Annotated in this window: 23 protein-coding genes, 1 tRNA gene and 1 riboswitch; of the genes, 18 read left to right on the forward strand and 6 right to left on the reverse strand. The window is 71.5% G+C overall.

The annotated features are described in order from the left end of the window. The first annotated feature begins 215 nt into the window (after window positions 1-215). The 6 genes from AC230_RS29125 (at window position 216) to AC230_RS29145 (ending at window position 5,048) form a co-directional block, all read left to right on the forward strand. The gene (locus AC230_RS29125) at window positions 216-1,709 is read left to right on the forward strand and encodes an amino acid permease (RefSeq protein WP_049719316.1); all 1,494 of its coding nucleotides are present in this window, start codon (window positions 216-218) and stop codon (window positions 1,707-1,709) included. A 279-nt stretch (window positions 1,710-1,988) separates the two neighbouring features. Further along, window positions 1,989-2,411 carry a M67 family metallopeptidase gene (locus AC230_RS29130; RefSeq protein WP_049719317.1) on the forward strand — a complete coding sequence of 141 codons (423 nt, stop codon included), beginning with the start codon at window positions 1,989-1,991 and terminating at the stop codon, window positions 2,409-2,411. A 102-nt stretch (window positions 2,412-2,513) separates the two neighbouring features. After that, window positions 2,514-2,795 carry a MoaD/ThiS family protein gene (locus tag AC230_RS29135; RefSeq protein ID WP_049719318.1) on the forward strand — a complete coding sequence of 94 codons (282 nt, stop codon included), beginning with the start codon at window positions 2,514-2,516 and terminating at the stop codon, window positions 2,793-2,795. A 7-nt stretch (window positions 2,796-2,802) separates the two neighbouring features. Then, entirely contained in the window at window positions 2,803-3,753 is a 951-nt protein-coding gene (locus tag AC230_RS29140; RefSeq protein WP_049719319.1) for a PLP-dependent cysteine synthase family protein, read from the forward strand. 28 nt (window positions 3,754-3,781) lie between these two features. After that, window positions 3,782-3,925: a hypothetical protein gene (locus tag AC230_RS34785; protein ID WP_422125658.1), complete on the forward strand. Its 144-nt coding sequence runs from the start codon at window positions 3,782-3,784 to the stop codon at window positions 3,923-3,925. Window positions 3,926-4,295: 370 nt separating this feature from the next. Continuing rightward, entirely contained in the window at window positions 4,296-5,048 is a 753-nt protein-coding gene (locus AC230_RS29145; protein ID WP_049719320.1) for an MBL fold metallo-hydrolase, read from the forward strand. 623 nt (window positions 5,049-5,671) lie between these two features. Here the strand turns inward: AC230_RS29145 and AC230_RS29150 are convergent. After that, window positions 5,672-7,108, reverse strand: coding sequence for a PTS transporter subunit EIIC (locus AC230_RS29150; RefSeq protein WP_049719321.1), 1,437 nt, complete (start codon window positions 7,106-7,108; stop codon window positions 5,672-5,674). Window positions 7,109-7,321: 213 nt separating this feature from the next. After that, on the reverse strand, window positions 7,322-8,632 hold the full coding sequence (locus tag AC230_RS29155) for a PTS transporter subunit EIIC (RefSeq protein WP_049719322.1): 1,311 nt from the start codon (window positions 8,630-8,632) through the stop codon (window positions 7,322-7,324). 96 nt (window positions 8,633-8,728) lie between these two features. On the opposite strand from AC230_RS29155, the gene AC230_RS29160 reads away from it, so the two are divergent. Further along, on the forward strand, window positions 8,729-9,058 hold the full coding sequence (locus AC230_RS29160) for a PTS sugar transporter subunit IIB (RefSeq protein WP_078871657.1): 330 nt from the start codon (window positions 8,729-8,731) through the stop codon (window positions 9,056-9,058). Window positions 9,059-9,154: 96 nt separating this feature from the next. Here AC230_RS29160 and AC230_RS29165 read toward each other — a convergent pair whose 3' ends face one another. Next, window positions 9,155-10,402, reverse strand: coding sequence for an IS110 family RNA-guided transposase (locus tag AC230_RS29165; RefSeq protein WP_049719324.1), 1,248 nt, complete (start codon window positions 10,400-10,402; stop codon window positions 9,155-9,157). A gap of 464 nt (window positions 10,403-10,866) precedes the next feature. Here AC230_RS29165 and rph point away from each other — a divergent pair, with 464 nt between their 5' ends. From rph to rdgB, 3 genes are all read left to right on the forward strand, one after another. Next, complete coding sequence (rph, locus tag AC230_RS29170) at window positions 10,867-11,598, forward strand: ribonuclease PH (protein WP_049719325.1); 732 nt, start codon at window positions 10,867-10,869, stop codon at window positions 11,596-11,598. A gap of 82 nt (window positions 11,599-11,680) precedes the next feature. Next, complete coding sequence (locus AC230_RS29175; protein ID WP_049719326.1) at window positions 11,681-12,085, forward strand: hypothetical protein; 405 nt, start codon at window positions 11,681-11,683, stop codon at window positions 12,083-12,085. Between the two features lie 22 nt (window positions 12,086-12,107). Then, window positions 12,108-12,719 carry an RdgB/HAM1 family non-canonical purine NTP pyrophosphatase gene (rdgB, locus tag AC230_RS29180; protein WP_049719327.1) on the forward strand — a complete coding sequence of 204 codons (612 nt, stop codon included), beginning with the start codon at window positions 12,108-12,110 and terminating at the stop codon, window positions 12,717-12,719. 57 nt (window positions 12,720-12,776) lie between these two features. Here rdgB and AC230_RS29185 read toward each other — a convergent pair. Beyond that, window positions 12,777-12,861, reverse strand: a tRNA-Leu gene (locus AC230_RS29185). Window positions 12,862-13,090: 229 nt separating this feature from the next. Between AC230_RS29185 and AC230_RS29190 the strand changes: the two genes are divergently transcribed. Further along, on the forward strand, window positions 13,091-13,636 hold the full coding sequence (locus AC230_RS29190; RefSeq protein ID WP_078871659.1) for a hypothetical protein: 546 nt from the start codon (window positions 13,091-13,093) through the stop codon (window positions 13,634-13,636). Continuing rightward, on the forward strand, window positions 13,636-14,979 hold the full coding sequence (locus AC230_RS29195; protein WP_241833397.1) for a HAMP domain-containing sensor histidine kinase: 1,344 nt from the start codon (window positions 13,636-13,638) through the stop codon (window positions 14,977-14,979). The genes AC230_RS29190 and AC230_RS29195 overlap by 1 nt, the downstream gene beginning before the upstream one ends. On the opposite strand, the gene bcp is transcribed toward AC230_RS29195, so the two are convergent. Then, window positions 14,960-15,427 carry a thioredoxin-dependent thiol peroxidase gene (bcp, locus tag AC230_RS29200; RefSeq protein WP_049719329.1) on the reverse strand — a complete coding sequence of 156 codons (468 nt, stop codon included), beginning with the start codon at window positions 15,425-15,427 and terminating at the stop codon, window positions 14,960-14,962. The two genes, AC230_RS29195 and bcp, sit on opposite strands and share 20 nt — an antisense overlap. Before the next feature lie 178 nt (window positions 15,428-15,605). On the opposite strand from bcp, the gene AC230_RS29205 reads away from it, so the two are divergent. From AC230_RS29205 to AC230_RS29215, 3 genes are all read left to right on the forward strand, one after another. After that, on the forward strand, window positions 15,606-15,926 hold the full coding sequence (locus tag AC230_RS29205; RefSeq protein WP_049719330.1) for a DUF3618 domain-containing protein: 321 nt from the start codon (window positions 15,606-15,608) through the stop codon (window positions 15,924-15,926). Between the two features lie 98 nt (window positions 15,927-16,024). Then, window positions 16,025-16,327 carry a GroES family chaperonin gene (locus AC230_RS29210; protein WP_049719557.1) on the forward strand — a complete coding sequence of 101 codons (303 nt, stop codon included), beginning with the start codon at window positions 16,025-16,027 and terminating at the stop codon, window positions 16,325-16,327. Between the two features lie 6 nt (window positions 16,328-16,333). Next, window positions 16,334-16,399, forward strand: a riboswitch (guanidine-III (ykkC-III) riboswitch). A gap of 32 nt (window positions 16,400-16,431) precedes the next feature. Beyond that, a complete protein-coding gene (locus AC230_RS29215) occupies window positions 16,432-16,752 on the forward strand; it encodes a DMT family transporter (protein WP_049719331.1) in 321 nt (106 codons plus the stop codon). A 213-nt stretch (window positions 16,753-16,965) separates the two neighbouring features. Here AC230_RS29215 and AC230_RS29220 read toward each other — a convergent pair whose 3' ends face one another. Continuing rightward, window positions 16,966-19,311 (reverse strand): transglycosylase domain-containing protein, encoded by a 2,346-nt coding sequence (locus tag AC230_RS29220; RefSeq protein WP_198535633.1) that lies wholly within the window; start codon window positions 19,309-19,311, stop codon window positions 16,966-16,968. A gap of 327 nt (window positions 19,312-19,638) precedes the next feature. Here AC230_RS29220 and AC230_RS29225 point away from each other — a divergent pair, with 327 nt between their 5' ends. From AC230_RS29225 to AC230_RS29235, 3 genes are read left to right on the forward strand one after another with little or no spacing between them, the layout of a single operon-like run. Further along, the gene (locus tag AC230_RS29225; RefSeq protein WP_049719332.1) at window positions 19,639-20,439 is read left to right on the forward strand and encodes an ABC transporter permease; all 801 of its coding nucleotides are present in this window, start codon (window positions 19,639-19,641) and stop codon (window positions 20,437-20,439) included. 40 nt (window positions 20,440-20,479) lie between these two features. Continuing rightward, window positions 20,480-21,244 (forward strand): ABC transporter permease, encoded by a 765-nt coding sequence (locus AC230_RS29230; RefSeq protein ID WP_078871695.1) that lies wholly within the window; start codon window positions 20,480-20,482, stop codon window positions 21,242-21,244. 3 nt (window positions 21,245-21,247) lie between these two features. Further along, a complete protein-coding gene (locus AC230_RS29235; protein WP_049719334.1) occupies window positions 21,248-22,213 on the forward strand; it encodes an ABC transporter ATP-binding protein in 966 nt (321 codons plus the stop codon). Window positions 22,214-22,375 lie beyond the last annotated feature (162 nt).

Below are 22,375 nucleotides of genomic sequence, written 5' to 3' on the forward strand. Positions count from 1 at the left end.
TGCCGGGGCCTTTTGTGTGCCCTGGGACACAATCGAACTGGCGATCTAGGTGTTACTCGTGATAAATCTTCACGACCTGCATCCATCGACGCCACCCATGTCGGGGAGCGGGAGCGCTTAGGCCGACCGACCGTCGGCACGTGCAGGACTCCATCCGGGGGGATCGGAACCCGGTCCGGAACGATCCGGACCGGTATGGAGAAAGGCGTTCCACCATGACCTCTGAGCAGGTCGTGTCCCGTGTCGCCGGCGCAGCCGGGGAGCGGGACGAGAACGGAAGCGGTCAGGACGCTTCCGAGGGTTACCAGCGGGGGCTGGGCAACCGACAGATCCAGATGATCGCCATTGGTGGCGCCATCGGCACCGGGCTCTTCCTCGGTGCGGGAACGGCGATATCCAAGGCCGGGCCGAGCCTCATCCTGGCCTATGCGATGGCCGGTCTCGTCATCTTCTTCATCATGCGGGCGCTCGGCGAGCTCCTCATGTACCGCCCGGTCTCGGGCTCCTTCTCCGATTACGCACGTGAATTCCTCGGTCCCTTCTGGGGATACGTGACCGGCTGGACGTACTGGCTCTTCTGGGTCGTCACCGGAATCACCGAGGTCACCGCGGCGGCCAAGTATGTGCAGTACTGGGACAAGTCGATTCCCCAGTGGCTCTCCGCGCTGGCCTTCACCGCCGTCCTCTACCTGGCCAACCTGATATCCGTGAAGCTCTTCGGCGAGCTGGAGTTCTGGTTCTCCATGGTCAAGGTCACCGCCATCATCGGCATGATCCTGATCGGTATCGGCGTCATCACCCTCGGATTCTCCGACGCCGGTGACACCGCGTCCTTCTCGCTGCTCTGGTCCGACGGCGGATTCTTCCCCAAGGGCATCGGCGGCACGCTGATGACGCTCCAGATCGTGATGTTCGCCTTCCTCGCCGTCGAACTCGTCGGCGTCACCGCGGGCGAGGCGACCGACCCCAAGAAGACCCTGCCCAAGGCCATCAACACCGTGCCGTGGCGCATCGCCGTCTTCTACCTGGGCGCGCTCGTCATCATCCTGTCCGTGGTCAGCTGGACCGTCTTCGAGCCGGGCGTCAGCCCGTTCGTCGAGGCGTTCGCCAAGATCGGCCTGCCGGCCGGCGCCGGGATCGTCAACTTCGTCGTCCTCACCGCGGCGTTGTCCTCCTGCAACTCCGGCATGTACTCCACCGGCCGCATGCTGCGCGACCTCGCGCTCAACGGCCAGGGCCCGAAGTTCTTCGGCGTCCTGTCCGCCCGCGGCCTGCCGCTGCGCGGTACGACGGTCTCGGCCGCGTTCATGCTCGTCGGCGTCTGGATCAACTACCAGTGGCCGGGCAAGGCGTTCGAGTACGTCGTGTCCTTCGCGACCATCTCCGGCATGTGGGCCTGGATCATGATCCTCCTCGCCCAGCTCCGCTACCGCCGCAAGGCGGACCGCGGCGAACTGCCGCAGTCGGAGTTCAGGGCGCCCGGCGCGCCGTGGACGAGCCTCTTCGCCCTGGCCTTCATCGGCATGGTGATCGTGCTGATGGGCATCGACAAGGACTCGCGCGTCTCGCTCTACTGCGCTCCCGTCTGGGCCGCGGTCATGGTCGCCTCGTACTTCGTGCTCAAGGCCCGCAACCCGCAGGCGTTCGCGCGCAAGGACTACTCGGCCGGGACGGCCGAGAAGGCCGCGCAGGTCGAACAGGCCGCCTGACCCTCCCGGCCCCGGGCCCACCCCCGCACCACCCCTCCGGTGCGGGGGCGGGCCCGGCCCTTTCCCCCGCCCGGCCCCTTCCCCGCCCGGTCCGGCCCCTTGCGCGGGTGCGCCCAGCGGGCCGTACGGGGCGGGACGTTCGCGGAGCCGGGCGCCAACGGCCCGCGCGGAGCCGGGCGTCCACGGCATCGGCGGCGTCATCGGCGGCGTCCCGGCCGGGGCGCACGCGTCAATGAGGCCCCGGGGGGCCGCAACTGCCGCGCGAACTAAGCTGACCGCATGCTGACGCTCACCCAGGACCTCTACGACAGGATCGTCGCGCACGCCCGCGCCGACCACCCCGACGAGGCGTGCGGGGTGGTCGCGGGCCCCGCGGGCAGCGACCGGCCGGAGCGCTTCATCCCGATGCTCAACGCCGCGCGGTCGCCCACGTTCTACGAGTTCGACTCGGCCGATCTGCTGCGGCTCTACCGGGAGATGGACGACCGCGACGAGGAGCCGGTCGTCATCTACCACTCGCACACCGCCACCGAGGCGTACCCCTCCCGCACCGACGTCTCGTACGCCAACGAACCCGGGGCCCACTACGTCCTGGTCTCGACGGCGGACAAGGACGGCGCGGGACCGTTCCAGTTCCGTTCCTTCCGGATCGTGGACGGCGTGATCACGGAGGAGGAGGTCCGGGTCGTCGACGCCCGCTGAGCCGCGTCCGTCCGGTACGAACTTACGGGTGCTGTACAGGGAATCGATAGCATGCGCCCGAGGTTGCCCCGCAGAGAACCCCCTTCACGAGGAGCACGACCCATGGCCATCGAGGTCCGCATCCCGACCATCCTCCGCACCTACACCGACGGAAAGAAGGCAGTCGAGGGCAGCGGCGCCACGCTCGACGAGCTCTTCACCGACCTGGAGAGCCGGCACGCGGGCATCCGCGAGCGGCTCGTCGACGACCGGGGCGAGCTGCGCCGCTTCGTCAACGTCTACCTCAACGACGAGGACGTCCGCTTCCTCGGCGGCATCGCCACCGAGCTGGGCGACGGCGACAGCGTGACGATCCTCCCGGCCGTCGCCGGCGGAAGGGCCTAGGAGCGCGATGCGCTACGAGAGCCCCCTGGCGGCGGTCGGCAACACCCCGCTCGTCCGGCTGCCCCGCCTCTCGCCGTCCGAGGACGTGCGCGTCTGGGCCAAGCTGGAGGACCGCAACCCGACCGGTTCCGTCAAGGACCGCCCCGCCCTGCACATGATCGAACAGGCCGAGCGGGCCGGCCGGCTGACCCCGGGGTGCACCATCCTCGAACCCACCTCGGGCAACACCGGCATCTCCCTGGCCATGGCCGCCCGGCTCAAGGGCTACCGCATCGTCTGCGTCATGCCGGAGAACACCAGCGAGGAGCGGCGGCAGCTGCTCGCCATGTGGGGCGCGGAGATCATCTCCTCGCCGGCCGCCGGGGGCTCCAACACGGCCGTGCGGATGGCCAAGGAGCTGGCCGCGGAGCATCCCGACTGGGTGATGCTCTACCAGTACGGCAACCCCGACAACGCCGGGGCCCACTACGCCACCACCGGCCCCGAGATCCTCGCCGACCTCCCGGAGATCACCCACTTCGTCGCGGGGCTCGGCACCACCGGCACCCTGATGGGCGTCGGACGCTATCTGCGCGAGCACGTGCCGGACGTGCGGATCGTCGCCGCCGAGCCCCGCTACGACGATCTCGTCTACGGCCTGCGCAACCTCGACGAGGGCTTCGTCCCCGAGCTCTACGACGAGAAGGTCCTCACCACCCGCTTCTCCGTCGGCTCGGAGGACGCCGTCCGGCGCACCCGTGAACTCCTCGCCGAGGAGGGTATCTTCGCGGGCGTCTCCACCGGCGCCGTCCTGCACGCCGCCCTCGGCGTCGCGCGCAAGGCCGTACGGGCGGGGGAGCGCGCCGACATCGCCTTCGTCGTCGCCGACGGCGGCTGGAAATACCTGTCCACCGGCGTGTACACCGCGCCGACCACCGAGGCGGCCGTGGCCGCCCTGCACGGCCGGCTATGGGCCTGAGGCCGCCCCTACCGATGTTGGCGGCCGACTGACATCATCCCGGGAGACACACATGAACTGTCCCGCATGTGGATCTTCGGACATGAGGCAACTCAACAATGGAAACTGGCAGTGCGGAAGCTGCGGCGCAGTCACGGCTGGATCGGGCGGCATGGGATGCGCTCGCCCCTGAGACGCGTGAACGGCTGGCGGCCTTCATGTCGCCCGAGGAGTTCACGGTGACGGCCGGAAGCAAGGAGTCCGCGGAGCGCTTCCGGCGCTTCATGGACACCCTCGACCGCGCCGAGAAGCTGCGGCCGCTCTAGCGGCCGGGCGGTCTCCGCGCGCAGGGCCCCGCCCGCACCTTCCGGGGTGCGGGCGGGGCCCTGCGCGCGTCCGGTCCACCGCCGGTCCGTTCCGGTCCGCTGTCCGGTTGATTGTCCTGGTGATTCCAGCCACACACCCAGCCCTCCGAGGAGCGGGCGCTCCGTTCCCGCCTTACCCTCGGACGCACCGCATGGCCCCCAGCCCCCCGTCACCGGCCCACGGAGGTTCAGGCCCGCATGAAGCTCACCGTCGTCGGATGCGCCGGGTCGTTCCCGTCCACGGAGTCGGCCTGTTCGAGCTACCTCGTGGAGGCCGACGGCTACCGGCTGCTCCTCGACATGGGCAACGGAGCCCTCGGTGAGCTCCAGCGCCACATCGGGCTCTACGACCTCGACGCCGTGCTGCTGTCGCACCTGCATCCCGACCACTGCATCGACATGTGCGGCTACTTCGTCGCCCGTTACTACCGGCACGACGGCGGACGGGCCGGGGCGATCCCCGTCCACGGGCCCGCCGGCACGGAGGAGCGGCTGCTCACCGCGTACGGGGACGTGCCGGACGAGGCGTGCATGAGCGAGGTCTTCGACTTCCGCACGCTGGAACCCGGCTCCTTCTCGCTGGGGCCCTTCACGGTCTTCACCGACCGCGTCAACCACCCCGTGGAGGCGTTCGCCTTCCGGGTGGAGCACGGGGGTTCGGCCGTCGTCTACTCCGGGGACACGGGGCCCTGCGAGGCGATCAACGCATTGGCGAAGGACGCGGATCTGCTGCTGTGCGAGGCGTCGTTCACGCACGGGAAGGAAGACATTCCCGATCTGCATCTGAACGGGCTCGAGGCCGGGCGCATCGCGGCCGGTGCGCGCGTGGGGCGCCTCGTGCTCACGCACATCCCGCCGTGGACCGATCCGTTGACGAACCTGCGCGACGCGCGCTCCGTCTACGAGGGCCCTGCGGAGCTCGCCCACGCCGGGGCCGTCTACGAGGTGTGACTCGCCCCGGACCCGCCCTTTCACCCTTTCTCCCGGGGCTCCGCCCCGGCCCCGGCCCGCGCCGCCGCGCGGCGTGCGGGGGCTTCGCCCCCTGGGCCCTGCGGGGCTGTGCCCCTGGACCCCGCGGGCTTCGCCCCGCACTCCGAGGGGGCGAGGCGGGGGCTTCCCCTGCGCCCCACCGGGGGCTTCGCCCCCTGGACCCGCGGGGCTCCGCCCCTGCACTCCACTGGGGCTGCGTCCCTGGCTCCTGCTTCGGGGCTCCGCCCCGGACCCCGCAACCGCGCTCCGCGCGGTCGTCCTCAAGCTCCCCCGGAGGGGGTACCCCCAGGACGGGCTGATTCCAGCCCGTCCGGCGTTTGAGGACGAGCGGCGGAGCCGCGATCAGGGGGGTGCAGGGGGCGCAGCCCCCGCCACCGCGCGGAGCGCGGGCACGGCCCCGGCTCCGCGCCCCGGGAAGGGGAAGGGGCGCAGCCCCCGCCCGCCGCGCGGAGCGCGACCTGGGCCGGGGCCGGGAGGGTGGAAGGGGCGCAGCCCCTGAGAAACGGTGAAGGGGCGGGGCCGGGGCGGGAAAACGCGAATCCCCCCGGGAACGCGAGGCTTCCGGGGGGATCGGGCCGAGGACGTCAGCCCTTGGACTTGGCCGCAGGAGCGGCCTTCGCGTCCTTCGCGGACGCGGCGTCCTTCACGGACTCCTGAGACTTCGCAGACTTCGCAGACTTCGCGGGCTTGGCAGACGTCGAAGACTTCGCAGCCTTCGAGCCCTTCCCCGGCTTCGCCTCCGCCGCAGCAGCAACCCCCTTCGCCGCCTCCGCAAACTCCGGATCCACCTCCCGCCCCGGCGTCATCAAGTTGAACTTGGTGATCGCGAAGCGGAAGACCACGTAGTAGATCACCGCGAAGCACAGCCCCACCAGGATCAGCATCCACGGCTTGCTGGCGATGCCCCAGTTCAGCAGGAAGTCGATCGCACCGGCCGAGAAGCCGAAGCCGTCCTTCATGCCGAGCGCCCACGTCAGGGCCATCGAGACACCGGTGAGCACCGCGTGCACGGCGTACAGCACCGGCGCGACGAACATGAAGGTGAACTCGATCGGCTCGGTGACACCGGTGACGAACGCGGTGAGGGCGAGCGAGAACATCATGCCGCCGACGACCTTGCGGTTCTCCGGACGGGCGCAGTGCACGATCGCCAGGCAGGCGGCCGGCAGGGCGAACATCATGATCGGGAAGAAGCCGGTCATGAACTGGCCGGCGCTGGGGTCCTTGGCGAGGAAGCGCGCGATGTCGCCGCTGACGGCGCCCTTCGGGCCGTCGAACGAACCGGCCTGGAACCAGGGGAAGGAGTTCAGCAGGTGGTGCATGCCGATGGGGATCAGACCCCGGTTGGCGACACCGAAGATGCCCGCGCCGACGGCGCCCGAACCGACCAGCCACTCACCGAAGTTGTGCAGCCCCTTGCCGAGCACGGGCCAGACGTAGCCGAAGGCGATGCCGATGAAGAGGCCGGCGAAGGAGGACAGGATCGGCACGAGCCGGCGGCCGCCGAAGAAGCCCGCCCAGTCGGGCAGTTTGGTGCGGTAGAAGCGCTGGTAGATCAGCGCGACCACGAGGCCCATCACGATGCCGCCGAGGACCTTCGCGTCGACGTCCTGGTTCACCAGGGCGACCTTGTGGTCGACGACGGCCTCGACCTGCGGCAGGCTCCCGTCCTTGAAGGTGGCCAGCACCTTCTGGAAGACGAGGTAGCCGGCCACGGCCGCCAGCGCCGTCGAGCCGTCCGACTTCTTGGCGAAGCCGATGGCGACGCCGACCGCGAACAGCAGCGCCATGTTGTTGATGATGGCGCCGCCACCCGCTGCCAGGAACTCGGCGATCTTGTTCAGGAAGTGGGGGAGCGACTTCTTGCCCAGCAAGTCGTCCTGGCCGAGGCGGACCATCAGCGCGGCCGCGGGAAGCACCGCCACCGGCAGCATGAGGCTGCGGCCGATACGCTGGGCCACCGCCATCGCGCTTTTTCCGAAGCCCTTTTTCTCGGCCGCGGCGTCGCTAGCCGTACTCATCGGATTCCTCCAGGTGAGGCGGGCACTCGAAAGATCGGGGGATCGAGGGGGAGATGGCCCGCTTAATTTGGTCTACACCACTTGTGGTTTAGACCTGTTGTAGCACGTGAAGCGGGCATAAAGGAATCCGTCAACAGCGGTGGCCTGTGACACACGGGAGGTGTGGGGCGGCTCACAGAACAACCGGGACCAAACGGCCCTGGACCGCCCGGACTACTCCACCTTCTCGCGCTCCATCTCCCGCGCGACGTCCTCCGGTTCACGCCCGGGCGTCGGCAGGTCGAACGTGGCGATCGCGAAGCGGAACACCACGTAATAGACGATCGCGAACGCGAAGCCGATGGGGATGATCAGCCAGGGCCGCGTCGCCAGGCCCCAGTTGATCACGTAGTCGATCAGGCCCGCCGAGAAGCTGAATCCGTCGTGTACGCCCAGTGCCCACGTCACGGCCATCGACACCCCGGTCAGCACCGCGTGCAGCGCGTACAGCGCCGGGGCGATGAAGAGGAAGGAGTACTCGATCGGCTCCGTCACGCCCGTCACGAAGGACGTCAGGGCCACCGACAGCATCATGCCGCCGACCATCTTCCGGTTCTCCGGCCGGGCGGTGTGCGTGATCGCCAGGGCCGCCGCGGGCAGGGCGAACATCATGACCGGGAAGAAGCCGGAGGTGAACTGCCCGGCCGTCGGGTCGCCCGCCAGGAAGCGGTTGATGTCGCCGTGCACCACCGTCCCGTCCGGCTTGGTGAACGAGCCGAACTGGAACCACATGAAGGTGTTGAGGAACTGGTGCAGCCCCACCACCAGCAGCCCCCGGTTCGCCAGCCCGAAGACGCCCGAGCCCGTCGGCCCCAGGTCGGTCAGCCACCGGCTGAAGCGCGTCAGCCCGTCGCCGACCGGCGGCCAGATGAAGAGGCAGACGACGGCGAAGACCAGCGCCACGAACGACATCATGATCGGGACGAGCCGGCGGCCGTTGAAGAAGCCCAGCCAGTCCACCAGCCGCACCCGGTGGAAGCGCACCCAGAACCAGGCGCTCAGCAGCCCGATCACGATGCCGCCGAAGATGCCGGGGTTCTGGAAGCCGGCGAGCGTCGCCGCGCCCGACCCCGAGACGCACACCCCGCTCCACAGCCCCGCGCCCTCGAACTTCGCCGTGCGCGGGCAGTCCTCGGGGAACTGGTGGAGGACGGAGAAGTAGACGAGGAAGGCCACCACCGCGGCCAGCGCCGTCGAACCGTCCGCCTTCTTCGCCATGCCGATGGCCACGCCCACGCAGAACAGCAGCGGCAGCCCCAGCGCGGAGTCCAGCAGCGCGCCGCCCGCGCCGGCGAAGACCTTCGCCACGTCCGTCCAGCCCAGGCCGTCCTTGCCGAAGACGTCCGGCTGCCCCAGCCGGTTGAGGATCCCGGCGGCCGGGAGCACCGCGATCGGCAGCTGGAGACTGCGGCCCATCTTCTGCAGGCCCTGCAGCAGCCCCTGCAGGGCCTTGCGCCCGCGTCCCGTCGCGGCCTCCGCGCTCATCCGTGTCCTCCCGGCTGGCATACTGGTGTAGACCACTGAGGGGTGCGATTCGGTCCGTCCGGAGCGCAGGGCCCGGTGGCCGCCATCATTCGTCAGATGACGGACATACGCCCGCGTAGTTGCTCTGAACGTGGGTTACCGTGTGAAAGCCGGTCGGCGGGACCGCCGAGGGCCGAGACAACAGGAGTGCACATGGCCAGCAAGGCTGAGAAGATCGTCGCCGGCCTCGGCGGACTCGACAACATCGAGGAGATCGAGGGCTGCATCACCCGTCTCCGCACCGAGGTCAACGACCCCGACCTGGTCGACGAGGCCGCGCTGAAGGCCGCCGGCGCCCACGGCGTCGTCAAGATGGGCACCGCCATCCAGGTCGTCATCGGCACCGACGCCGACCCGATCGCCGCCGAGATCGAGGACATGATGTGAGCCGCTGAGCTCACGGCCGTACCACGACAGGGCCCCGCACCGGCACCGGAACGGGGCCCTTCGCCATGCCTATAGACACCTCGCGACGCTAAGGCGTCAAGCCGCGGCGGCGAGCTCGGTGGGGAAGGCGGTCTGCTCGTCGAACAGCACGCCGTTCTTGAGACAGTGGTAGAGCTGTCCGATCATGCGGTTGAAGAGATTGCGTTGGGTAGCAGCGTGCCAGTCTCCCTGCTCTTTGCGGCGCCGATAGTGGGCCATGGCCCCGGGCGATGCTCGTAGGGAGGCGAAGGCCCAGAGGTATCCGGCGTGGTTGAGGCGGTCGTTCTTCACCCACCGCCGGGTGATGCTGGACTTTTTCCCGGACGCGCGGGTGATGGGCGAGGCACCCGCGTATGCCTTGAGGCCGCGGGCGTCGGCGAAGCGTGCCCGGTCGTCCCCGATCTCGGCGAGCACCCGGGCGCCGAGCTGGATGCCGAGACCGGGGAAGCTAGTGATCACTTTGGCGTCCGGGTGCTGAGGGAAAGCCTCTTCGACTGCCTCGGCGAGGCCGTCGGCGGCGGTGCAGGTGGCGTCGAGCTGGACGAGGAGGGCGAGCATCTGCTTGCCGAGTGCGTCCTCGACCAGCTGTGGCTGGTGGGCCCAGTCGGCGCGGAAGACCTCGCGGAGCCGCTCGGCTTCGGCGTCGATGCCGCGCTGGCGGCCAGCGCGCTTGAGAGCGGCGGTGATCTGCGGGCGCGTCAGCCGGGCCGCCCGGGCCGGGGTCGGGGCGGCCTTGAGGAGCTCGCGGGCCTCGGGACGGCACAGGCCGTTTTGCCAGACGCCGAACGCTTCGAGGGCGGCCGGGTAGTACTCGCGTAGGAGTGAGCGGAGCTGGTTGGCGAGCTGCTGGCGGTTCCAGGTCGCGTCCTGCTGGGCGCGGGCGAGCACGGCGACGGCGCGGGCCAGGTCGCTGTCGCCGGGCAGGGGGCGGTGGGCGTGCATGTCCGTGCGGAGGATGTTCGCGAGGACGAGGGCGTCGCCGGGGTCGGACTTCTTTCGGCTGACGCTGTGGCGGTCGCGGTAGCGGGCGGCGGCCATCGGGTTGATGGCGAAGACTTGCCGCTTGCCGGTCCGCAGCACGGCGACCAGCAGGCCGCGGGACGTCTCGATCGCGACAGGGATCGGGGTCTCCTCTGTGTCGCCGTACTCGGCGAGCAGGTCCAGCAGGATCCGGTAGCCGGCCGCGTCGTCGGTGATATGACGCTTGGCCAGCAGCTGTCCGCTGTCGTCGACCAAGGCGACGTCATGGGTGCGTTCGGCCCAGTCGATACCGCAGTAGATCAAGAGTGCTCCTCCCCTGAGCATGAGTGTTTGCGCTGGTCACGAGCGCATGCGGGCCACGCAGCGACCTAATTCCAGGACTCGGCCAGAGGACCGGTCCGCCACCTCGCTAGCCGTTCGTGGCACCAGCGCGCCACGCGGGCCTCGGTCTAGACGGGAGCTCGGTAGCGGCTCGGGCGAATTGAGAGGTCACCGCGCGGCGGGCTCGCACCACGAAGATCAACGAGCGAGCAGAGCAGGTGGTGGCAGCCGCGAGAACGCCGAGCGTTGCCGATCTGTACCGAGGCGTCGAGGGCCAGGCCATGCGAAGACATCCGCCCGGCGCCCACGCGACCGCCACCACCACGAGTGCCGGGGCTGCCCACACGGTCTATAGGTAGACCTCACAGGCCGGGCTCAAGAAAGGTGTCACAGCCCCAGCACTCGAACGACCGGGTGAAGCCCTCGGGCGTCACCGCGACCGCTAGAAACGAATTAGGCTCGGGAGCATGTCTCGCATCGACGGCCGCACGCCCGACCAGCTCCGCCCCGTGACCATCCAGCGCGGCTGGAGCAAGCACGCAGAGGGCTCCGTCCTCGTCTCCTTCGGCGACACCAAGGTCTTCTGCACCGCCAGTGTCACCGAGGGCGTCCCCCGCTGGCGCAAGGGCAGCGGCGAGGGCTGGGTGACGGCCGAGTACGCGATGCTGCCGCGCGCCACCAACACCCGCGGCGACCGCGAGTCCGTCCGCGGGAAGATCGGCGGCCGCACCCACGAGATCTCCCGCCTCATCGGCCGCTCCCTGCGCGCCGTCATCGACTACAAGGCCCTCGGCGAGAACACGATCGTCCTCGACTGCGACGTCCTCCAGGCGGACGGCGGCACCCGCACCGCCGCGATCACCGGCGCCTACGTCGCCCTCGCCGACGCCGTCGCCTGGGCCCAGCGCAAGAAGCTCGTCAAGCACGGCCGCCACCCGCTCACCGGCACCGTCTCCGCCGTCAGCGTCGGCATCGTCGGCGGCGTCCCCCTCCTCGACCTCTGCTACGAGGAGGACGTCCGCGCCGAGACCGACATGAACGTCGTCTGCACCGGCGACGGCCGCTTCGTCGAGGTCCAGGGCACCGCCGAGGCCCAGCCCTTCGACCGTGCCGAGCTCGACTCCCTCCTCGACCTGGCCGTCAAGGGCTGCGCCGGGCTCGCCGAGGCCCAGCGCGACGCCCTGGAGCGAACGCTGTAGCTACCATTCACGGGGGTACGGCGGGAAGCCCGTACCCCCAGGAAGCACAGGGCAACGAAGCCCACCGGAGGGGAACCGTCCCATGGCCTCGCGCCACCGTCACCGCACCGCCGCCGTCGCGGCACTCGCCGCCGTCCTCGCGATACCCGCCGTCACCGGCTGTTCCGGCTCGAAGAAGACGGTGGACTGCGCCTCCCTCGCCGAGGACCTCCGACGCGACGTCGACGACCTGCGCGGCGCGATCCGCGACGACTCCAAGGACCCGCAGGCGGCCCAGGAGTTCATCGACCGGATCAACCGGGACCTGGGCAAGGTCACCCGGCAGACCGACACCCAGGGCGACTCCGACGTCAAGGACGCGACCGGCGAACTCACCGCCGCCGTCGACGACATCCAGGACAGCATCGGCGACGGCGAGCGCCCCGACGTGACCTCCCTCACCAGGGCCGTCGACTCCCTGGCCGGGGCGTGCCGGGCCACCGGTTGAACGCCCGCGATAATCGGGCCCCATGAGCACCACGAAGCGCCTGATCCTCGCCACCCGCAACCCCGGAAAGGTCGTCGAGCTGCGCCGCATCCTCACGGACGCCGCGCTCGACGTCGAACTCGTCGGCGCCGACGCCTACCCCGAGGTCCCCGACGTCAAGGAGACCGGCGTCACCTTCGCCGAGAACGCCCTCCTCAAGGCGCACGCCCTCGCCCGCGCCACCGGCCTGCCGGCCGTGGCCGACGACTCCGGCCTCTGCGTGGACGTCCTGGGCGGCGCGCCCGGCATCTTCTCCGCCCGCTGGTCCGGCCGCCACGGCGACGACCGCGCCAACCTGGAGCTCCTGCTGGCCCAGCTCTCCGACATCGCCGACGAGCACCGCGGCGCCCACTTCTTCTGCGCAGCCGCCCTGGCCCTGCCCGACGGCACCGAACGCGTCGTCGAGGGCCGCCTCCTCGGCACCCTCCGCCGCACCCCCGCCGGCACCGGCGGCTTCGGCTACGACCCGGTCCTCCAGCCCCTCGGCGAGACCCGCACCTGCGCGGAGCTGACCGCCGAGGAGAAGAACGCCATCAGCCACCGCGGCGAGGCGTTCCGCGGACTGGTGCCGGTGGTGCGGGAGTTGCTGGGCTGAGCGACGGGGCATGACGAAGGCCCGCGCTCCGGGACCGGGGCGCGGGCCTTCGGGACGTACGGCCGGTGGGACTCGAACCCACACGGGCAGAAGCCCACTGGGACCTAAACCCAGCCCGTCTGGCCAATTCCGGCACGGCCGCCGGTCGCCGCCATCGTAGCGGGCGGGCGGCGGCGGGGACACCCGGGGCCGCCGGGACCGCCCGCCGGCGAAGTGGGGGCCGCCCGGCCGGAGTTGCCCCCTGTGGGGCGGGTCACAGGGACGAGGTCCGTCCGAACCGCGTGTCCGCTTGAGGGAACGCGTCCGCGTATTTACCCGTCCCTCAGGGCGGAGACCCGGAGAGCGACGAAGAGACCGAGGAAGAGAGCCCGATGACCGACCGTGCCGTACCCCGTCGTCGGAGGGTCGGCGTGCGCACCCTGCTGCTGGTCGTCGGAGGGGTGGCGGTGCTGCTGCTCGGGGGCGTGTGGGTCGGCCACGGGATGGACCGGGCGAGCGCGGTGTCCGACGCCCCCAAGACGGCCCGGGCCCAGAAGGCGCGGGAGGAGCAGGCCGAGCGGTCGGCGGCCGCGGGCTTCGGCGGGGCGGGCGCGGCCGGTGAGCTGCCGGTCGTTCGCGACTGCGGTTACGGCGAACCGCTCCGGGAGCCGAAGATCATCACCCTGACCTGTGCCACCGGCGCCACCGTCGCCAGCGACATCGAGTGGGACGAGTACACCGCGGACCGCGCCGAGGGCACCGGGGTCGTCCAGGTGTCGAGCGGCGCCAACGGCTCGGCGCGCACCGCCTTCCGGGCCCGGCTGACGCTCTCCGCGCCGCGGGACGTCGACGGGACGCGGGCGTTCACCTCGCTGGAGGTGGCGTACACCGGCCTGACCCCGGCCGGGAAGACGACGGAGACGTACTCGATCGCGTGATGGGCATGGGTATCCGCGGCCGGATCGCGCTCGCGATCTCCTCCGTCACCGCGCTGGCCGTCGTGGTGCTGGGACTGGCCGTCCACCACATCTCCGGCCTGGAGCGGGAGCAGCAGGCCCGGGCGCAGCAGGACAGCCAGCTGAGCTCGGCGCTGCAGCTGTACCAGCGGGAGGGGCAGCTGTCGCTGGGCGCGCAGCTGGACGACGCGAAGCTGCCGGCGCCGCTGGCGAAGGCGGTGGCCCAGGGGCGTTCGGGCACATACATCAGCGGCGGCAGCGATCCGCGGGTGTGGGCGGCGACGGGGGTCGGGGCCGGCAAGGTGCTGTCGATCCAGGCGCCGTACCCCAAGCGGGATCCGCTGCAGCGGGCGCTGGACTGGGCCCTGCTGGTGGCGGGCGCGGCGACGGTGGCGCTGATGGCCGTGGTGGGGTGGTTCGTGGCGCAGGGGCTGTCGCGGCGGCTGCGGCACAGCGCGGCCGAGGCGCGGCGGATCGCCGCGGGGGAGACGCCGGTGCCGGGCGGTACGGGGTCGGTGCCGGCCGGGCGGGACGAGGTGGCGGAGCTGGAGCGCGCGGTGCGGGCGATGGCGACGGCGCTGGCGGCCCGGGTGGAGGCGGAGCGCGAGTTCACCGCGGACGTGGCGCACGAGCTGCGGACCCCGGTGGCGGGTCTGGTGGCCTCGGCGGAGCTGCTGCCGCACCCGCGGGCGGTGGAGATGGTGCAGGAGCGGGCGCAGACGCTGCGGGCCCTGGTGGAGGACCTGCTGGAGGTGTCCCGGCTGGACGCCGGGGTGGAGAGCGCCCAGCTGGACGCCGTGGAGCTGCCGTCGCTGGTGCGCGGGATCGTCAAGCGGGCGCGGGGCCAGCGCGGGGTGCAGGACGTGGCCGTGGAGGTCGTCGGCGAGGGCCGGATCGTGACGACGGACGCCCGCCGGGTGGAGCGGATCCTGGTGAACGTCCTGGCCAACGCGGCCAAGCACGGCAAGCCGCCGATCGAGGTGCGGGTGGAGGGCACCCGGATCGTGGTCCGCGACCACGGCCCGGGCTATCCGCCGGAGCTGGTGAGCCAGGGCCCGCGGCGGTTCCGCACGGCCGCTCCGGAGCGCGGCACCGGGCACGGGCTGGGGCTGACGATCGCGGTGGGGCAGGCGGCGGTGCTGGGCGCGCGGCTGGAGTTCGGCTCCGCGGAGGGCGGGGGCGCGCAGGCCGTCCTCGACCTGCCGGAGGCCCCGGAGCAGCCGGCGGACGAGGACGAGGACGCTGACGTGGGTGCGGAGGGGAACGCGGACGGGGACGTGGCGGGGGCGCGGGACGCCCGGTCCGTCAGAGCCCCAGGTCCTTGATGATCTTCGCGACGTGGCCGGTGGCCTTGACGTTGTAGAGGGCGCGCTCGACCTTGCCCTCCTCGTCCACGATCACCGTGGAGCGGATGACGCCGGTCACGGTCTTGCCGTAGAGCTTCTTCTCGCCGAACGCGCCGTACGCCTCCAGGACCTTCTTCTCGGGGTCGCCGACGAGGGTGACCTTCAGGTCCTCCTTCTCGCGGAACGTCGCGAGCTTCTCGGGCTTGTCCGGGGAGACGCCGATGACGTCGTAGCCGTGCCCGGCGAGGAAGTCGAGGTTGTCGGTGAAGTCGCAGGCCTGCTTGGTGCAGCCGGGCGTCAGGGCGGCGGGGTAGAAGTAGACGATGACCTTGCGGCCCTTGTGGTCGGCCAGCGAGACCGGCCGCCCGTCGGCGTCGGGGAGGGTGAAGTCGGGGGCGGTGTCGCCGGGCGCGAGGCGCGTGCTCATGGCTCTCCTCTGGGGGTCGCTTGGGTGGTCGCTCGGGTGGTTCGCCGGTGCGCGTGGTGCCGGGCCCGAGCCTAGCCAGCGCGTCGGGCGGGGGTGCCGTGGGGCGTCCCGCCGGGGGAGCTGACAGACTGTTGTCATCACTCGTAAATCACTCTGACGATACGACGGAGGCAGCGCGGTGCCGGAAGCCAGGACCCCTGCGCAGATCGAGGCGGACATCGCCCGCAGGCGCGACGAGCTCGCCGCGACGCTGGACGAGATCGGGGTGCGGATGCATCCGAGCACGATCATCGGCGACGCGAAGGCGAAGGTCGCCTCGAAGGTGGACTACACCGCGGGCCGGGCCTGTGCGTTCGCGAATCGCGTCATCGCCGATGTGCGGTCGCAGTTCGTGACGGACGAGGGCGTGCCGCGGCTGGAGCGGATCGTGCCGGCGGCGATGCTGGCCGTGGGCGTGCTGGGGCTGCTGACCGTCTCCTCGAAGCGGCGCAGGGCGTAGCGGGCGCAGTGCGGCCCCCTGGGGCGCCGTCGGCCCGTCCGGGCGGGTAACGTCGTGGCGTGAGTACGAACACGACCCACGACAAGCTGCCCATCCGGATGCTCCACGACCGGGTGCTGGTGCGTACCGACATTCCCGAGGGCGAGCGCCGCTCCACCGGCGGCATCGTCATTCCGGCGACGGCGGCGGTGGGCCGCCGGCTGGCCTGGGCCGAGGTCGTGGCGGTCGGACAGAGCGTACGCACGGTCGAGCCCGGCGACCGGGTCCTCTACGACCCCGAGGACCGTGCCGAGGTGGAGGTCCGGGGCGTGGCCTACGTGCTGATGCGCGAGCGGGACCTGCACGCGGTGGCCGCGGAGCGGCTGGAGGGGGCGGAGGACTCGACGGGCCTCTACCTGTAGCCTGCACACTTTTGCTACCCTCGCAGGTCCCGACGAGACGCGCCGTACCGGGTCACGACAAGACGACGCACCCCTGGAGAGAGTCACTGGGAGGTGCCGTCGTCATGGCATGGGTTCTTCTGATCGTGGCCGGTCTGCTGGAGGTCGGCTGGTCGGTGGGCATGAAGTACACCGAGGGCTTCACCCGGCTGTGGCCCAGCGTCTTCACTGCCGCCGGCATCCTCGCGAGCATGTTCCTGCTGTCGCAGGCCGCCCGCTCCTTGCCGATCGGTACGGCGTACGGCGTGTGGGTCGGCATCGGTGCCGCCGGGGCGGCGCTGCTCGGCATGTGCGTCCTCGGCGAGCCCGCCACGGCGGCCCGGATCTTCTTCGTCGCGCTGCTGCTCGTAGCGGTCGTCGGCCTCAAGGCCACGTCCGGTCACTAGGCGGTTTTCTTTCTCCCCGCCCCGCCCCTTCACCGTTTCTGCGGGGCTGCGCCCCGGGGCGGCGGGTGCGCGTTCCGCGCGGGGGGGGGGGGCGGGGGGCGCGCGCTGCCGCGCGGTCGGCGGGGCTTCGCCCCTGCACCCCACCGGGGGCTGCGCCCCCTGGCCCCCCGATCGCGGCTCCGCCGCTCGTCCTCAGACGCCGGACGGGCTGAATCAGCCCCGTCCCGGGGGTGCCCCCTCTGGGGAGCCTGACCCCACCCCCACCTCAGTAGTCGTAACCCAGCAGATCGTGATGATCCCCGCCCCGGCCCTCACGGGCCCCCGGGTTCGGGCCGAGGGTGATGATCGGGAGGGACGGGGGGCCGGATGGGGGGCCGGTCGGGGGGCCGGGGGGAGGGCCCGTGGGGGGCCGGGGGGCGGGGTGAAGGAGGAGGTCGGGGGGCGCCTCGGCGGGGCGGAGGAGACCGGCGGCGCGGACGGGACCGGCGGCGGCGCCGACGTCGAGGGCGCCTCCGGCGGCGGACTGGACGCCCCCCGCGCCAGCTCCAGGTCGAAGTCCCGCACCGGCGTCCCCTCCAGCGCGTCCGCCGTGTACGCGGCCCAGATCCGCGCCGGATACCCGCCCCCGTTGATGCGCGGCAGCCCCGTCGCCCCGTAGAGCGACTTCTGTTCGCCGCTGTCGGAGTCCTGGCCCATGACGGCGACCACGGTCGCGAGGTCGGGGGTGTAGCCGGCGAACCAGGCGGCCTTGTCCTCCTCCGCCGTCCCCGTCTTGCCGGCCGACGGCCGCCCGGAGTTGCGGGCCGCGGCGCCCGTCCCGCCGGGGCTGTCGACGACGCTCTGCAGGACGGACGTCGTCGTGTCCGCCGCGTCCCGCGGCACGGCCTGCTTCTTCTCCTTGCGGTTGGGCAGCTGGAGGTTCTCGCCGCCCTTGCTGGCCTTCTCGACCAGCGTGTAGGGCCCGTGCCGCCCGTGGTTGGCGAGGGTGGCGTACGCCTGGGCCATGTCCAGGACGCTGGCCGTGGCGGGGCCGAGGGCGATCGAGGGGGAGGCGGTCAGGTCGGGGGTCTTCTCGGGGATGCCGAGGGCGACGGCCGTGGCCTTCACCTTCCCCGGGCCGACGTCCTCGGCCATCTGCGCGTACACGGCGTTGACCGACAGGTCCGTCGCCTTGGTGACGGTGATGGGGCCGTAGCTGCGGTCGTCCTCGTTGGCGGGGTTGTAGCCGACGGGCCCGTCCGGCCCGACGACCTGCCGCTTGTCGGTCCCGTCGTAGATCGTGTACGGGGTGATCGGACGGCCGGACTGCGTCGTGGAGCCGTGCTGCACGGCCGAGGTGAAGACGAACGGCTTGAAGGTCGAACCCACCTGGTAGTCACGGCGGGTGGCGTTGTTGACGTACTGCTTGGTGTAGTCGATGCCGCCGTAGAGGGCGACGACCTTCCCCGTCCCTGGATCGATGGAGGCCCCGCCGGCGCGGACGTAGGAGTCGACCCTCCGGGAGTCGCTCAGCTCGTCCATCAGCTCGGACTTCACGGCCTTGACGAAGGCGTCCTGCTTCTTGCGGTCGATGGTCGTGGTGATCCGGTAGCCGCCGGCGGCCAGCGTCTGCTCATCGATGATCTTGTTGCTGGTGAGGTAGTCCTTGACCGCCTCGACGAGGTAGCCGCGCTGGCCCGACATCCCCAGCCGGGGCCGGGACTTGCCGGGCGCCGGGAACTTGAGGGAGGCGCGCTCGGCGGCGCCGAGCCAGCCCTTCTTGACCATGCCGTCGAGGACGTAGTTCCACCGGGCCATGGCCCGCGGCCTGTTCTCGGGGTGGGCCCCGACGTCGTACGCGCTCGGCGCGTTGAGCAGCGTCGCCAGGTAGGCGCCCTGCGCCGTGTCGATCTTGTCGGAGTCCTTGCCGTAGTACGCCTGGGACGCGGCCTGGATCCCGTAGGCGTTGCGGCCGAAGTAGCTGGTGTTGAGGTAGCCCTCAAGGATGTCGTCCTTGCTGGACTCGCGGTCCAGCTTGATGGCGATGAAGAACTCCTTCACCTTGCGGCTGATGGTCTGTTCCTGGCCGAGGTAGTAGTTCTTGACGTACTGCTGGGTGATCGTGGAACCGGACTGCTTGCCCTTGCCGGTGACCGTGTTCCACGCGGCGCGCACCATCGCCTCGGGGTTGACGGCGGACTCGGAGTAGAAGTCCCGGTCCTCGGCGGCGAGTACGGCGTGCTGGACGTTCTTGGGGATGCGGCTGAGCGGCACGCTCTCCCGGTTGACCTCGCCGTCGCGGGCGAGCTGGCTGCCGTCCGCGTAGAGGAAGACGTTGCTCTCGGCGGTCGCCGCCTTGTTCGCCGCGGGGATGTCCACCAGGGTGTACCCCGCGATCAGGCCGCCCGCGATCAGCAGGACGACCAGGACGAACGCGCCGAGCACCAGGCGCCACGTGGGCAGCAGCCGGCGCCATCCGGTGCGCTTGCGGGGACGGGCGGCCTCGCCTCTGGGCGCCCAGGCCGGCGGCGGTCCGGCGGCCCGGTCACGGGGCCGTTGCTGTGAGTGCTCGTCGCTCATCTTTCCTGGAACTCCTCGGCCCGTTGCCGGGGTTGGCCGCGGCGCAGCGGTGTCGTGTCGTGTCAGGCGGTCCGTGTGCCCGGGGCAGTGCTGCCACAGCAGTGCCGCCGTGCGCGCCCCGGAAGCACTGTCGCACCGCGCGGCCCGGCCGGAGGGGTCCAGCGCACCCCGTGCGGTGGGGTGGGGCCGATCGGGTGAGGCCGACCACACCGGGGGGTGACAAATGCGTGGCTCCGGGCTGGGACGTACGGCTACGCTCCTGCGTTTCGGGTGACGGCCCGGCCGGGCGGCGGACCAACAAGGTTCAACGAGCCGAGGGGGGACGGGATGCGGCTGTACGCAGCGGTCGCGATGAGCGGCTTCCGGCGGTATGCGACGTACCGGATCGCGACCGCCGCGGGGGTCTTCACCAATACGGTCTTCGGGTTCGTGCTCGCCTATACGTTCATCGCGTTGTGGCACGAACGCCCGCACCTGGGCGGCTACGACCGGGCGCAGGCGCTGACGTTCGTGTGGGTCAGCCAGGCGCTGCTGGCGACGGTGTCGCTGCTCGGGGGCGGTTTCCAGGAGGAGTTGCAGGAGCGCGTGCGCAACGGCGACATCGCGATCGACCTGTACCGGCCCGCCGACCTCCAGCTGTGGTGGCTGGCGGCCGACCTGGGGCGGGCCGGCTTCCAGCTGCTGGGCCGGGGCGTGGTGCCGCTGCTCGCGGGCGCGCTCCACTTCGAACTCGCGCTGCCCGCCGACCCCTTGCGGTGGCTGCTGTTCCTGTGCGCGGTGCTGCTGGCCGTCGTCGTCGGCTTCGCGGTGCACTACCTGGTGGGGCTGTGCGCGTTCTGGCTGCTGGACGGGGCGGGGGTGGCGATGGTCAGCCAGCTCCTGTGCCTGTTCTTCTCCGGCTCGCTGCTGCCGCTGACCGTCTTCCCGGGCCTCTTCGGCGCGGTGGCGCGGGCGTTGCCGTGGGCGGCGATGCTCCAGGTGCCGGTGGACGTGCTGCTGGGACGCCACGCCGGATGGGGCGCGGCGGGCGCGCTGGCCTTCCAGGCGGGGTGGGCGGCGGTGCTGCTGGCCCTCGGGCGGCTGACGCAGGCGCGGGCCACGCGGAAGGTGGTGGTCCAGGGTGGGTGAGCGGGGGCACGCCCTGCGCGCGTACGGTCTGATCGCCGCGATGTGGATCCGCTCGACCATGGCGTACCGGCTGTCCTTCGTACTGACGGCGCTGGGCAACTTCGCCGTCAGCGCCCTGGACTTCGTCGCGATCCTGCTGATGTTCTCGCACATCGACGCGCTGGGCGGCTTCACCCTCCCCGAGGTCGCGCTGCTCTACGGGACGACCTGCACCTCCTTCGGCCTGGCCGACCTGCTGCTGGGCAACGCGGACCGGGTCGGACGGCGGGTGCGCGACGGCACGTTCGACCAGTTCCTCGTCCGCCCGGTGCCGGTGCTCGTACAGGTGGCGGCCGACCGGTTCGCGCTGCGCCGGATCGGCCGGATCGGCCAGGGGGCGCTGGTGCTGGCGTGGGGTGTGGCACGGGTGGACGTGGAGTGGACGCCGGGGCGGGTGCTGTTCGCGGTGGTGATGGTGGTGACGGGGGCGGCGATCTTCGCGGCGGTCTTCCTGGCGGGGGCGGCCTTCCAGTTCTGGGCGGCGGACGCGTCCGAGGTGGCGAACTCCTTCACCTTCGGCGGCTGCACGCTCCTGCAGTACCCGCCGACGGTCTTCGCGAAGGAACTGGTGCGCGGGGCGACCTTCGTCGTGCCCCTCGCCTTCGTCAACTGGCTGCCCGCGCTGTGGCTGCTGGGCCGGGACGACCCGCTGCACCTGCCCGGCTGGGCGGCCTTCTGCGGGCCGGCCGTCGCCCTGCTGCTGCTCGGCCTCTCGGGGCTGGCCTGGCGGGCGGGGATCAGAAGCTATCGGAGCACGGGGAGCTGACGCGTGGACCTCATCGAACTCACGGATGTGGAGAAGGTGTTCACCGTCCGGCGCCGGGCGGGGCTGCTGCGCCGCGAGCGGCGGGAGGTGCGGGCGGTGGACGGCATCAGCTTCCGCGTGCCGCGCGGTGAGATGGTCGGGTACATCGGCCCCAACGGCGCCGGCAAATCCACGACGATCAAGATGCTCACCGGCATCCTCGTCCCCAGCCGGGGCCGGCTGCGCGTCGCCGGCATCGACCCGTCCCGCGACCGCGCCCGCCTCGCCCGGCGCATCGGCGTCGTCTTCGGCCAGCGCACGACGCTCTGGTGGGACCTGCCGCTGCGCGACTCGTACGGCCTGGTGCGCCGCATGTACCGCATCCCCGACGCCCGTTACCGCGCCAACCTCGACCGCTGCGTCGAACTCCTGGACCTCGGCGCCCTCTTGGACGTCCCGGTCCGCCAGCTCTCCCTGGGCCAGCGGATGCGGGGCGACGTCGCGGCCGCGCTGCTCCACGACCCCGAGGTGCTCTACCTCGACGAACCGACGATCGGCCTGGACGTCGTGAGCAAGGCCAGGGTCCGCGGCTTCCTGCGCGACCTCAACGCCGAGCGCGGCACGACCGTGCTCCTCACCACGCACGACCTGACGGACATCGAGCAGCTGTGCCGCCGTGTGATGGTCATCGACCACGGACGCCTCGTCTACGACGGCGCGTTGGACGGACTGCACACGGTGGGCGGGAGCGAGCGGATGCTCGTGGTGGACCTGGAACGGGAGCTGCCGCCCATGCGGGACGTACCCGGCGCGCGCGTCGTCCGCGTGGAGGGCCCACGCCAGTGGCTGGCCTTCCCGGCCACCCGCTCGGCAGCCCCCCTGGTCGCCGCCGTCGCCGAGCGATACCCCCTCCTCGACCTCTCGGTCCGCGAGCCGGACATCGAGCAAGTCATCGCCCGACTGTACGGCGACGGCCCGCCCCGCACGTGAGGACGCCGCACGGAGCGCGGAGCCGGGGTCGGGGCGGCGCCCGGGGCCGGTGTCAGCGGGGCGCGGCCCCGGGCGGGGTCTGTCGGGGCGTGCCCGGGAGTGGGGCCCGGGGGCCCCGAGGCGCTGGTGGTGTCAGCGGGTCGCGGCCCCGGGCGGGGTCTG

This window comes from Streptomyces caatingaensis (genome assembly GCF_001187435.1).
GTDB classification, from domain to species: Bacteria; Actinomycetota; Actinomycetes; order Streptomycetales; family Streptomycetaceae; genus Streptomyces; species Streptomyces caatingaensis.